At 49.5% G+C, this 12510-nt stretch carries 13 protein-coding genes; 9 read left to right on the forward strand and 4 right to left on the reverse strand.

Annotated elements, in window-relative coordinates; genetic code table 11:
• The first annotated feature begins 67 nt into the window (after positions 1–67).
• From WDY75_RS08420 to WDY75_RS08455, 8 genes are all read left to right on the forward strand, one after another.
• Complete coding sequence (locus WDY75_RS08420; protein WP_040680931.1) at positions 68–1165, forward strand: HD-GYP domain-containing protein; 1098 nt, start codon at positions 68–70, stop codon at positions 1163–1165.
• 18 nt (positions 1166–1183) lie between these two features.
• On the forward strand, positions 1184–3445 hold the full coding sequence (locus tag WDY75_RS08425; RefSeq protein ID WP_006212070.1) for an MMPL family transporter: 2262 nt from the start codon (positions 1184–1186) through the stop codon (positions 3443–3445).
• A gap of 138 nt (positions 3446–3583) precedes the next feature.
• Entirely contained in the window at positions 3584–4723 is a 1140-nt protein-coding gene (gene yfkAB, locus WDY75_RS08430; RefSeq protein ID WP_063480371.1) for a radical SAM/CxCxxxxC motif protein YfkAB, read from the forward strand.
• 25 nt (positions 4724–4748) lie between these two features.
• A complete protein-coding gene (locus WDY75_RS08435) occupies positions 4749–6074 on the forward strand; it encodes a hemolysin family protein (protein WP_063480370.1) in 1326 nt (441 codons plus the stop codon).
• A 34-nt stretch (positions 6075–6108) separates the two neighbouring features.
• Positions 6109–7140 carry a sporulation integral membrane protein YtvI gene (gene ytvI, locus WDY75_RS08440; RefSeq protein WP_006212068.1) on the forward strand — a complete coding sequence of 344 codons (1032 nt, stop codon included), beginning with the start codon at positions 6109–6111 and terminating at the stop codon, positions 7138–7140.
• A 149-nt stretch (positions 7141–7289) separates the two neighbouring features.
• Positions 7290–7511 (forward strand): spore coat associated protein CotJA, encoded by a 222-nt coding sequence (locus WDY75_RS08445; RefSeq protein WP_006212067.1) that lies wholly within the window; start codon positions 7290–7292, stop codon positions 7509–7511.
• Between the two features lie 5 nt (positions 7512–7516).
• Positions 7517–7792, forward strand: coding sequence for a spore coat protein CotJB (locus tag WDY75_RS08450; RefSeq protein WP_006212066.1), 276 nt, complete (start codon positions 7517–7519; stop codon positions 7790–7792).
• A 90-nt stretch (positions 7793–7882) separates the two neighbouring features.
• Positions 7883–8452, forward strand: a complete 570-nt coding sequence (locus WDY75_RS08455; protein ID WP_006212065.1) for a manganese catalase family protein — start codon at positions 7883–7885, stop codon at positions 8450–8452.
• 53 nt (positions 8453–8505) lie between these two features.
• On the opposite strand, the gene WDY75_RS08460 is transcribed toward WDY75_RS08455, so the two are convergent.
• Positions 8506–9234 (reverse strand): hypothetical protein, encoded by a 729-nt coding sequence (locus tag WDY75_RS08460; RefSeq protein WP_006212064.1) that lies wholly within the window; start codon positions 9232–9234, stop codon positions 8506–8508.
• 327 nt (positions 9235–9561) lie between these two features.
• Positions 9562–9849 (reverse strand): hypothetical protein, encoded by a 288-nt coding sequence (locus WDY75_RS08465; protein ID WP_006212062.1) that lies wholly within the window; start codon positions 9847–9849, stop codon positions 9562–9564.
• Between the two features lie 179 nt (positions 9850–10028).
• On the opposite strand from WDY75_RS08465, the gene WDY75_RS08470 reads away from it, so the two are divergent.
• On the forward strand, positions 10029–10715 hold the full coding sequence (locus WDY75_RS08470; RefSeq protein ID WP_063480369.1) for an HAD family hydrolase: 687 nt from the start codon (positions 10029–10031) through the stop codon (positions 10713–10715).
• A gap of 103 nt (positions 10716–10818) precedes the next feature.
• Here the strand turns inward: WDY75_RS08470 and WDY75_RS08475 are convergent, their stop codons facing one another.
• A complete protein-coding gene (locus tag WDY75_RS08475) occupies positions 10819–11934 on the reverse strand; it encodes a YheC/YheD family protein (RefSeq protein WP_063480368.1) in 1116 nt (371 codons plus the stop codon).
• Complete coding sequence (locus tag WDY75_RS08480) at positions 11916–12455, reverse strand: GNAT family N-acetyltransferase (RefSeq protein WP_036643313.1); 540 nt, start codon at positions 12453–12455, stop codon at positions 11916–11918. The genes WDY75_RS08475 and WDY75_RS08480 overlap by 19 nt, the downstream gene beginning before the upstream one ends.
• Between the last annotated feature and the right edge of the window lie 55 nt (positions 12456–12510).

Here is a 12510-nt window from a genome sequence, read left to right on the forward strand (position 1 = left end):
AGTGATCGACTGAAGACTAGACGCTATATCCCACACAAGTTTGAGAATAGCAGAGGAAGTGACGGATTTGCGTCTTATACCTATCCATGCGTTGAGGCCGGGAATGGTACTTGGTAAAAGAATATACAATAGCGACGGTTTGGTCCTGCTTGCTGAAGGTGTTGAACTGACGACTGGACTGATCCGCCGACTTGGCACATTAGAATTGGGATATGTATATATCGAGGATGCAGTGACAGAGGATATCGTGGTTCCGGAGTTATTGACGGAAGAAACACGGCTTCAGGCGATTCGGTCGATTCGAACCAGCTTCAAGAACCTGGAGAGTCAAGCGAGTCTGAAAGGCAGCTTTCTTCATTTGGGCAAGACATTTTCGGGAATGATGGAATCGATCATGGATGAAATATCGGGACATGATGAGTGCATGGTGCTGCTGACCGATATGAATACGAATGATTACAATCTGTACCGCCATTCCTTAAACGTATGTTTATATTCAACGGTTCTTGGCGTGTCCTACGGATATAACCGGGAGGAGCTTCGAGTTCTCGGTCTGGGGGCTCTGCTCCATGATATTGGAAAGACCAGGATTTCCCAGAAGCTTCTGCAGCATCCCGGGCGGCTTAGCGAGGATGAATTTCGCGAGATCCAGAAGCATACCGAAATCGGGTTCAAAATATTAAAGGACGAGCCCAATATTCCGCTGTTATCAGCTCATTGCGCGCTGTCGCATCATGAGCGTCTGGACGGCAGCGGTTATCCAAGAGCATTGAAAGGCCCTGACATCCATGAATATGCCAAATGGATTGCCATTACGGATTCTTACGATGCGATGACAACGCAGCGGGTGTACAAGCCTGCCTTACTGCCGCATGAAGCGGTAGAAGTCATGTATGCCGGGTCGGGAACGCTGTATGAACAGCAATTTCTGGCCATGTTCCGCGACCGCGTAGCAATATATCCTCCAGGGATAACGGTGAAGCTGCACACGGGTGAAAGCGGGGTTGTATCCAAAATCCACGCGCATGTGCCCCATCGGCCGGTGGTTCGTGTCTTAACGGATGGGGACGGAACGCCGCTCTCGGCTCCGTACGAATTGGATTTATCCGAAACCTTGGCGATCATGATTGCCGGAATCGGACAGAGCACCATAGATCAAACTTGACTATAAGGAGGTTGACTCGTGAAACGTAACGGCCGTACAACATTGCTGCATACATGGGGGCGACAGATATATCGCTACCGTAAAGCCGTTGTTGTAACTTGGCTTATTTTGTTTTGCGGGCTGCTTCCTTTTGCGTTTAAACTTCCTTCTATATTGCAGCATAACGGATTTACACCGGAGGATAGTCCCGCCCAGATCGGGATTGAAAAGCTGGAAGAAGGACTGGGGCTTTCGGCAGCCTCGCTGGATATTGTCGTGGTCAGCAACAGTGATGAGAACCTGACAACAGGCATGGCGCAGAGGCGTATTCTAACGGAGCTGGAGCCTTTGCGTTCCCGTCCTTACGTGAGAGATATCTATATGAATATGGCAGCTCATAGAGCCGGTCAGGACCATATCGTATCGGTGACGGTGCTGCTGGACCTGGACTCCTCGGAAGCCCTGTTACAGTTTGATGAGATTAGGGAATCGGTCCCTGCCATTACGGGAGCGGATACTTACATAACCGGAAATACGGCCATATTCGCCGATATGAATGAAGCTGTCAAAAGCGACATAATCCAAGCCGAGATGATTGGCATACCTGCAGCTTTGATCATTTTGGCCGTGGTCTTCGGCACATTGACCGCGGCGATCCTTCCGCTGATCGCAGGCGTGGTCAGCGTGGTTGTTACGATGGGGCTCCTGTATTTTGTTGCCATGGCTGACGGTTCGATCAGTAATTTTCTTCCGAATGTTGTCACGATGCTGGGTCTGGCTGTAGGTATTGATTATGCTCTGATCGTAGTAAGCCGATTCAAAGAAGAGATGCAAGCGCGCAGCGGAGACGTGGAAAGTGCCTTGGCCGTCACTTGTGCAACAGCCGGCAAAGCGGTCATGTTCTCCGGAGCCGCTGTATTGATCGGTTTTGTGGCCATGGGTTTTATCAATCTGCCGATTTTCCGTTCCTTTAGCCTTGGCGGCATTACGGTGGTGCTGTTATCGGTTCTGGCAGGCAACACGCTTCTTCCCGCACTGTTGGGGCTACTGGGACCCCGCATTCATACACTCCCTCTATTCCCGGCCAAATTCCGGCACTTCCGTGCACAGCAGACTTCAGGCATGTGGAGAAAACTATCCAGGTTTGTCATGGCTCATCCTGTGACGATCTCGATAGCTGTGATCGGTGCGCTTCTGCTGGCCATTTATCCGGTACGAAACATGAACATCGAGATCCCGGCTGCCGAGGTTCTGCCTCCAGCCTATGAATCCCGTTATGGTCATGACCTGCTTGCACAGGCTTATGATGAGCGTGAACTAAACTCCATCGTTGTTGCTGTGGAGCTGCCTGCCTCTTATGAGGATTTGCGCAGCATCGAGCAGATGAAGGCATATACGGATGAAATCAGGATCATGCCGGGCGTGAAGCGGGTGGAGAGCTATCTGAGCATCGGGCGGGGGTCCATCGATGAAGTGTCCAAGTATTTGTCTCGTGCAGATATCCGCCAGCAGCTGGAACAGCATCGTTTCGTAAGGGGAGAGATGGCCGCAGTAGCTGTGATTCCGGAATACGGTGAATCTCATGCGTTAACAACGCAGCTTGTCCGGGATTTGAGAACGATGGATGCGTTGGGCCTGACAACCTATGTAACAGGTAGCCCTGCTTATAAACTGGACATCATTGACGTTATTCATCAGAATATTCTGTTTGTCCTTACCTTTGTATTTGTAGTGACTTACGTCATTCTCCTTATAGCGTTCCGATCGATGGTGCTCCCGTTAAAAGCGAGTGTGATGAACCTGCTCAGCCTTGGTGCGGGACTCGGGATCGTTGTGTGGGTATTTCAAGAGGGGATAGGCGCAGAATGGCTGGGCGTGTCCTCAACAGGATCCATTTTTGCACTATTGCCGATACTGATATTCTGTGTTGTGTTTGGCATATCCATGGACTATGAAGTCATGATGCTCTCTCGGATTATGGAGAACTATGAGCGGACGGGGGATAATGAATACAGCACAGCCGAAGGTCTGGAGAGCACGGGTGGGCTGATCACAAGTGCTGCCCTGATTCTGGCTGTCGTTGTGGGTGCCTTTGTATTTACGGATAATGAAGTCATGAAAGCAATCGGTTTAGGTTTAACTGCGGCTGTTCTTCTGGATGCTACGGTGATTCGTGTTTTGCTTGTTCCTGCATTCATGAAAATGCTGGGCAGAGCCAATTGGTGGAGTCCAAACTGGATGTTTCCTCGATATAAGCCTGCTGCCAGGGATACGCCTGATCGCGGAAGGGAAACCGGCTGATATTCTCTAAGAATGAAACACAAGCCTTCTGTACGGGTATGTTATAATCATATAATGGGCATGATCAACAACCGTAAGTACATCCATGTAAGTTGTACTGATAGAATCGGTAATTCAAAGAAGTAAGGTGAGTGAACCATGAGTAATACAGCACAGCCATTTCCATCAGCCTTGAGGCCCATTTCGCCGAGTTATGATCCGTGGGATCCGATAACTTCATTGCGTGAGCATGGCCGCCATGTGCTGACCAGCGTGGAAATGACAGTGACGCATCTTTGTAATATGCGCTGTGAACATTGCGCTGTTGGCGATATGCTTGTCATGAAGGAAGCTCCGATGCTGCCACTTGATACCATGCTGAGGCGGCTCGACGAGGTAGAGCATCTGCAGACGATCAGTTTGACCGGTGGAGAACCGGCATTTCTCGGCAAGACGGTGGACAACGTGATTGTTCCCCTTCTTAAGTATGCCAGGGATCGGGGAATTCGGACCCAGATCAACTCTAATTTGACGCTCGATATCAGCCGTTACGAGAAGATGCTGCCCTATCTGGATGTTATGCATATCTCCTTTAATTATTTGAACGGGGACGACTTCTATGAAGTCGGATTTGCGAATAGTGCGCGTCCTGTTTCTAAGGAAACAGCATACAAGATGTATGATACGATGCTTCTCAATTCGGAAAAATTGAGTGCGGCGGGAATGTACATTTCCGCTGAATCCATGATTAACTACCGAACGCATACCAAATTGGGAGGCATTCACAGGTTGATTAAGGACATGGGCGCTAAGCGGCATGAAGTCCATCCGATGTATGCATCGAACTTTGCTTCTGCTCTGCCTGTGTTGTCCTTAGCGGATACGAAGGCCGCCATTCAGCATTTGCTGGATGTGCGCGACCCTGAGATGTGGATGCTGTTCGGAACGCTGCCTTTTTATGCGTGCAGCTTCGATGCTCACGATCAGGAGATCATCCGCCGCCTGCGGCAAGAGCCTAATGTAACGGTTCGCAATGATCCGGATGGTCGCAACCGGGTGAATGTGAATTTATTCTCGGGTGACGTGTATGTTACGGATTTTGCTGATATCCCGGCTTTTGGTAATATTAAGGAACAGAAGCTGGACGATATTTTTGACGAATGGTCGACCGGCCACCCGTTAAATCAAACCGTCAACTGTCATTGTGATGCAGTAAGCTGCTGCGGCCCGAATTTGTTGGTAGCTGACATGTACTATCGGGGTGTGGATTTCAAGTCAAGAAAAGCACAGACAAACTAGAACCCTAGAAAGAAGGCGTGTCATCATGGCAGAGGAATTTGAGGTCGGGCAACTGATTTTGAATTTACTCTTGGTTTTCCTGCTCGTTTTGTTGAACGGTGTGTTTGTAGCTGCGGAGTTTTCACTTGTGAAGATGCGTCAATCCCGGTTGACCCAGCTCGTTAGTGAAGGCAACCGGCTTGCAGGTATTGCGCTGAAAGTTAACCAAAAGCTGGATGCGTATTTATCCGCGACTCAGCTTGGAATCACCTTGACTTCACTGGGTTTGGGCTGGATTGGGGAACCTGCAATTTCGGATTTGCTGGTAGCGCCGATTATGCACAGTATTGGCTTTACGGATGAGCGATTGATCAGCACAATCTCCGTTGCAGTCGGCTTCTGTATTATCACCTTCCTGCATATTGTATTAGGGGAGCTTGCCCCTAAATCAATTGCGATTCAGCGAACGGAGGGGACGGCACTGATCCTGTCGGCTCCGCTGCTCTGGTTTTACCGCATTTTTCTGCCGGTGATCTGGATACTCAATGCGTCCGCAAACCGTATCCTCAAGCTGGCCGGTATTCAGCCGGTAAGCGAAGCTGAGGCGGCCCACTCGGAAGAAGAGATTCGAATTCTGATGAACGAGAGTGCAAAGAGCGGGGTCATCGATGAGAATGAGATGAAGCTGATGGACAACCTGTTCGATTTCTCCGACTTGCGAGCCAGGGAAATCATGCTGCCGAGAACCGATATGGACGTTCTGTTCACGAATCTTACGTTGGAAGAGAACTTGCGGATTGTCAGCGAGACGAAGCATTCCCGTTATCCGGTTGCAACGGACAACAAGGACCGCATCATCGGATTTGTTCATATTACGGATCTTTTACTCGCCGATCCTGAGAAACAGCGTGATCTGGCCAGCTTGGTCAGACCGATTATGGACGTATCGGAATCGACGGAGATCAGCAAGGTGCTTCGTCAGATGCAAGCGAAGCATGAGCAGCTTGCTCTTGTGATAGATGAGTATGGGGGAACTGCCGGCATACTCACAGCCGAGAAGATTCTGGAAGAGATCGTCGGTGACTTGTACGATGAATTTGAAGATGAACGTCCGGAAATGGAAGTGTACGATGAGTACTTTTCGGTGGATGGGCGAATGCTCATTGAAGAAGTGAATGATTTAACCGGATTAATGATTGAGGAGCATAATGTTGATTCCATTGGCGGCTGGTTATTCAAGGAACTTGAAGGTAATCCGGCAGTCGGGAAGAAAACAACATTCGATGGAGTGGTCTTCGAGGTGGAGGAGTCAACCCGTTTTCGTGTAAACCGCGTCATGATTCATCAGAAGCTGGATAGCAGCTTCACTTAGAACTAGCAAGACTCTATTTGTTAGGAAGTGGATTATGTCGATTAAGCAGCTGATATTTATCGGCCTGGGGCTCTTCTTGCTGTACGGAATGTTTACGGTGGGAGCTCCCTTCTTGTTGGCCATTGTCATTGCTATTGCACTGGAGCCGTTAAATCGGCTCTTAATGAAAAGGCTGCGGCTCAATCGGATCGCGGCGGCCACCGCTACAAGCACACTGTTCCTTCTCTTGCTGCTGCTGTTAGCCTATTTAATCGGCCTGCAGGTGTTTAACCAGCTGGTTGAGTACTGGAGCCGGGCTCCGCAATATTTTGAAGGGGCTAACGAATTCCTTCAGCATACGATTATACAAGCTCAAGACATGCTGAACGGCATTTCGCCGGGACTTGCAGACAGTCTGACCGAGTTTATGTCGAATATTTCTTCCTATGTGCAGTCGCTTGTCAATTCGGTATCATCGACATTCCTGTCCTTTGCCAAAACATTGCCTAACCTGTTTGTAACCTTCATCGTGTTCTGCGTGGCCGTGTACTTATTTGCCTTCAGTCTGGATACGATGCGAGAAAGAGTGCTCTCCCTGTTTGATGAGACATCGCAGTCGCAGGTGAATGAAGTGCTGCTCAGCCTGAAAAAATCAATTTTCGGATTTTTACGGGCACAGCTGATACTCAGTCTGTTTACATATGTGATCACACTGCTGGGCTTGCTGATATTAGGGATTAACTACCCGCTGGCAATCGCTCTGCTTGTTACGATTGTCGACATTCTTCCGATTCTGGGCGTAGGGTCCGTATTGGTGCCATGGTCGGTGTATCTGCTTGCAACAGGTGATGTTTTCACAGGGCTCGGCTTGATCTTCCTGTTCATTCTGATTACGGTGATCCGCCGTGTATTGGAACCGAAGGTCATCGGTGATGCTGTTGGTATAGGCGCATTACCTGCTCTGGTCAGCATGTATGTCGGATTTAAGCTGGTTGGCGTCATCGGATTTTTTATCGGTCCATTAGTCGTCATTATCTACTCAGCGATGCGCAAAGCAGGCTTGTTCCAAATCAAAATTAAATTTTAAGGACAACTTGAAAAGAACCCTTTTCCCGGAAATATTCTAGGGATGAGGGTTTTTTTGTCAATTTGGAGTTCATTTTCTGGGCGAAGGACATATGTTAATTACGAAGAGTCCTTGATATTACGGATAGTAAAACATAAGGAGGAATACCCTTGAAGGAGAATCCAGAGGTACGTGTCTACCCGGTTTTTCATTCCCCGTTTGATCCTTGCCCTCCCAAACTCTACAGATCGTACGTAGTCCCTGTTAACCAGTATATCGTATTTCAACCGGCTGGACTGCCACAATTCAGCCCTGCCGAAGCGTTGAGATACGGAACGTTGTGGCCATCCTTATATAGTCCGTATACCTCGCGAAAATTTAAAGGAGAGTGAGCGGCGTGAATGAAGCCAAACCCCAGGTTGGTGATCTGAAGTATTACGAATTGCTGGAGCAGCTGCAGGCATTGGATTTTGTCCTGGTGGAGCTGAATCTGTTTTTGGATACTCATCCGGATGACCTGAAGAGTATTGAGCAGTTTAACAAGCTGACACAGGAAAGAACGGTACTTGCGAAGCAATTTCAAGAGCTGTATGGACCCCTGCAAAATTTTGGCCGTGCATTTTCTAAATATCCCTTTGAATGGGCTCAAGGCCCCTGGCCTTGGCAGGTTTAATGGTGCCGTCACTCGGGCTGCAACTTCCTTCACGAACGGCATGCAGCCCTCAAGATTAGGAAAAGCGAGAACAAGGAGGCGGAAGAGCCCATGTGGGTATATGAAAAGAAGCTTCAATATCCGGTCCGTGTAAGTAAATGTGATCCAAGAATGGCGAAGTTCTTGATTGAGCAGTATGGAGGTGCCGATGGCGAGCTGGCGGCAGCGCTCCGCTACCTGAATCAGCGATATACCATTCCTGACAAGGTCATTGGGCTGCTTAATGATATCGGGACTGAAGAATTCGCACATCTTGAGATGATTGCCACCATGGTATTTAAATTAACGAAGGATGCAACGGTGTCGGAGATGGAAGCTGCAGGACTCGGTGCTCACTACGTGAATCACGACCATGCGCTGTATTATGAGAATGCCGGAGGTGTACCATGGACGGCAGCCTATATACAGGCCAAAGGCGATCCTATCGCGGATTTGTATGAGGACATTGCCGCAGAAGAGAAAGCGCGGGCTACATACCAGTGGTTGATCGATATGACGGATGATGTGGATTTGCAGGACGGTCTTAAATTTTTACGGGAACGTGAAATCATTCATGCCATCCGTTTCCGGGAGGCGGTAGAGATTATTAAGGATGATCGGGCGACAAAGAAGGTTTTTTAAATAGGGAATACATAAAGTCCCACCGTCAGCCTGCCGGTGGGACTTTATGTATCTTACTGCATCTGCAGGCTGAACTGAGGTTCCGTTCGGAGGTAGTAGTTGCCCCTAACCTCCGCAGTCCAGTTGGCAAAGACCTCTCTCCATTGCACGCTGCCAAAAAATTCATCCACGGTCTGATTGTCGGAGTCCCATTCCACGAAAATGTTCAGCGGCGTGATGCCGCCTGCCCAGATCCCATTGGTGGTATCGGTCCCCCGTTCCCTGACCAACAAGATCGGAAGGCCAAATTGGAAAGCCATCGACGGTTCGATCTGTGAAAAGGTAGAGCCCTGCCAAAACGGCGTGGTTGTTGGCGGCTGCCCGACGTTAGCTTCCAGGATCTGCACAAAAAATCTTCGGAAGTTGATAGCCAGCATACCGTAGCTGGAGATGACCAGACGACGGATGTTGGTCAGCACCGTCTCGGGATACTGCTCACTCTGCGGCAGGGTGCGTGGAAATAACAAAGCGTCCTCAATTTCCAAAACCAGCCGATTGAAAAATTGCTGCTGCACGTTGTTCAACGAATTGGCCGTGCTCAAAAAGATTGGAATCCGAAAAGCCCGATCGATGCATTCGTTGTATGCGGCGCTCACTTGTTGGGCAGCGGGGGCGTTTGCTTGACTCGTAGAAGAAGATGCGTGATGAATGCGCACAGTGGGAAACTCCTGGATCCGGGCGAGCGGGGGAAGTTTTTTTAAGGGGATGTGCTTGGGTTTGGCTTTCGCTTTTGCATGATTCATGGTTTTCTGGCTCCTTCATCGGCAAAATCAAATATATCCCAGTCTATGTACGTTCGCCTAGTTTAGACACAGGCTGGACTGGCTGACGGAGGAAAATAATCGACAATGACTCTGTCCGATTTGCTTTTTGCTTACGCAATGAACAAATAAGGCCAGGCTAATATCTGCCAGACTGTCCTGTATATGATGGAGCTTCGGCGGTTGCCTTTGCCTAGTGATTCAGTAGTAAGTACCTGCCGGGATGGCGCCGTCTAACGGTGGCAGTCGGTATTGTGCGCAGCTACGCTGTTCATCTGGCGCACGTGTCCGAAGTAACCAGGTCGAAGATTACCTTTCAACGGCCAGCGATACCCAGACAATCAGAATATAGAATAGCAGAGGGATCGTGATTCCCATCGCCATGAGGAGCCACACCAGCGGCGTTCTGATCATCTCCTTAACAATCACGATCGGGCTGCGGACATACCTCCCTCTTTTTAGACGGCTGACTATTCGCTTAAGAATGGCAGCCTGTTCGTCTGAATTATATCGATTGAGCTCTGTCGCCAGTTCGGCTTCCAGTTGCTCGATTTGCTGCGCAGCGGCGGATTCCTGAGTTCCCGGCACGTCGATCATCCTTTCACATTAACTCACTATCTTTATAACAACGATTAAGCTCCCCTGGTTACGCATACTTTATAGGCTGAAGTCCAAAAGTATATAGGAATTGGGGTTTGCAGTTGTGATATGGTTCCTATATGATGAGGGGAGATTAGACTAAAATCAGATTATATGGAGCGAAGGGAAGGACCAAATTGGAAAACACAGCAACTTTGATCAAGCCGGAAGCAATGATATTTGACATGGATGGAACGCTGTTTCAGACGGAAACCTTGCTGCTGCCTGCCTATCACAAACTGTTCGACATTTTGCGTGAAGAGGGGCATTATCAAGGGGAAACACCGGATGAGGAGCTGATGCTTGGATGTTTGGGAATGCTGCTCGATGACATCTGGAAGAAGGTCATACCGAATGGAACGCCTGCTGCCCATCGCAGGGCAGATGAGCTGCTGCTGCAGCTGGAGCTTGAGGGATTGAACAATAAAACAGGCATATTGTATCCTGAGGTGAAGGAAACGTTAGAGGAGCTTCATCAGCGCGGTGTCCGTTTGTTTGTTGCCAGCAACGGTCTGGAGCATTACGTTAAGGCCATTGCTGATGCGAGAGGAATCATGTCGCTCTTTGACGGAGTCTACAGTGCTGGAGAGCATGGAACGGCTTCGAAGGTAGATCTGGTACGGTTACTGCTGGATCAGCATAATATCCAGAATGCCTGGATGGTAGGTGACCGGTCGTCGGATGTGGAGGCAGGCAAAGAGAATGGACAGACCGTCATCGGATGTCAGTACGCTGGCTTTGGCGGGGAGCAGGAGCTGAAGGGTTCGGACGTTGTCATTCATTCTTTTTCACAGCTGTTGAAGCTTCATGATCAAGCGGAATAGATAGATAGGAGTCACAAAGGCTGTTCCCAAGGGTAAGAACCAACTTGGGAACAGCCTTTGTGTGTTCTTCTGAATTCTGAGATACGGCATTCGTAAGATTCGATTAAGCATTTTTTGCGGATTTTTTTTGACTGTATACCCACATTGCATACTCTAGAGGCCTTACCATGGATTCCCTGTAAGCCGTCATATCGCCGATTTGCGAGAAGACTTCCCGCGATGGCTTCGGATTAACCTCGATAATGAGGATTCTCCCGGATTTATCAACGGCCAAATCCAGGGCGAGTTCGCACAAGCCCCCGTACTGTTCATCAAGAAACTTAGCGACATCCACGCCGAGAGCGTCGGCTTCCTCGCGGATGCTGGCACGCCTTGCCGGATCAGCAATCCATTTGCTCAGCAGTTCTTCCATCCTTGTTGCACGTCCGCCGCCATGCAGATTGGAGGTGACGCTTTTGGGTGCTCCAACGCGTCCTACGCAGCCCGTCACTTGCCAACGGCCGGTTCCATTTTTCTGTACGAGCATCCGGTAATCATGCACTCTGCCATCCGGCAGTTCCAGCTGTATTCCTTCCTGAACCAGGTATCTATCTTTATTGCCCCAGCCTGAGAGGTATTGGGCCAGATGGCCTGAAGGCATGCGTTTTGGTTTAATAATGTTGCGGTTGGCATTGCGTCCCTGGACTTCATAGGTACCTGCGACACCTTCCACTTTGTTTATCCTCAGAATTCCGCGTCCGCCCGTTCCGTTAATCGGCTTAAAGTAGACGGTGGGATGAACATTCAGCATCCGGTGGATATCGCTGGTGCTCGTCACGATCCGGGTATCCGGCAAATGGGGCCGGAATCGTTTCTTGGTGGATAATATTTGATGAATCGTCCATTTATTGCGCAAGGGTCTGTTCAGAAACAGTAAATACCGGTAGCGGGAACGAAAGCGCAGCAGTTGTTGAAATCGGGCGCTCTTTTGAATTCGGCAGCGGTCAAAGATCATATGGGGAAACGAACGCCAATTTCGGCTCCATTTGTTGTTGTCAGGATCGTACTCCATGGCGTTGATCAGACCTTGTGAGCTGTTGACATCGGCAGGGGTGAAGACATAAACGTCCATCCCCATCGCTTTGCCTTCCCTGATCATATGCTCGTAGATATGCCGTTCTTCCAGCTTTTTTCGATCATCCAAGTAAAGCGTCATGATACCTAAGATGGGCTTTGACACAGAAGGTCACCTTCTTGAATAGAGTCAGCATTAGGCGCTGAAGAACTCTGGTATTGGTTTAAGGGCAGGGTTCCGCTCATAATGAGCGTTGGCTTGCCTGTTGGACCCTGCTCAAGGGCGATAGCTTGTAAGCCTGCATGGAAGCACATTTGCAAACTGGCTGAATGATCGGCAGCTACTTTGCAGCGCAGCCGACCAAGTCTGGACAATTGTGAGCGGATCAGGGAAGAGCCGATATGCCGGTTGCGGTATAGCGGGTGCACCGCAATCATACAGGCACCTTCGCCATAGTCCGCCGCATAGCAAATTCCCACAGGTATGCGGCCGACATCGCTTCGAACTGTAGCCGCTATAATAGAAGTACCGGGCTGCATCAATTCATCGTAGGATAGCGAAGCCAGACGCTGATAACCTTCACGGGTTAGACGCTTGCTGCTATACCGCCGGAGAAAGTCGCTGCACTGCTGTCGTGCATGCGGCCATTCATCCGGACTTGAGAGAGAGAGACATGAGATTTCCACAGGATCCCCTCCTTTCCTATAATCCCTAAGGCTCGGTTTCGAGGCGAGGCAGCGT

The organism is Paenibacillus glucanolyticus, assembly GCF_037333485.1.
GTDB lineage: Bacteria > Bacillota > Bacilli > Paenibacillales > Paenibacillaceae > Paenibacillus_AQ > Paenibacillus_AQ glucanolyticus.

Excerpts from the sequence above, each read along its gene's own strand:
- yfkAB (WP_063480371.1), top strand. The coding sequence starts at position 3,584 with ATGAGTAATACAGCACAGCCATTTCCATCAGCCTTGAGGCCCATTTCG.
- WDY75_RS08435 (WP_063480370.1), top strand. The coding sequence starts at position 4,749 with ATGGCAGAGGAATTTGAGGTCGGGCAACTGATTTTGAATTTACTCTTG.
- ytvI (WP_006212068.1), top strand. The coding sequence starts at position 6,109 with ATGTCGATTAAGCAGCTGATATTTATCGGCCTGGGGCTCTTCTTGCTG.
- WDY75_RS08455 (WP_006212065.1), top strand. The coding sequence starts at position 7,883 with ATGTGGGTATATGAAAAGAAGCTTCAATATCCGGTCCGTGTAAGTAAA.
- WDY75_RS08460 (WP_006212064.1), bottom strand. The coding sequence starts at position 9,234 with ATGAATCATGCAAAAGCGAAAGCCAAACCCAAGCACATCCCCTTAAAA.
- WDY75_RS08465 (WP_006212062.1), bottom strand. The coding sequence starts at position 9,849 with ATGATCGACGTGCCGGGAACTCAGGAATCCGCCGCTGCGCAGCAAATC.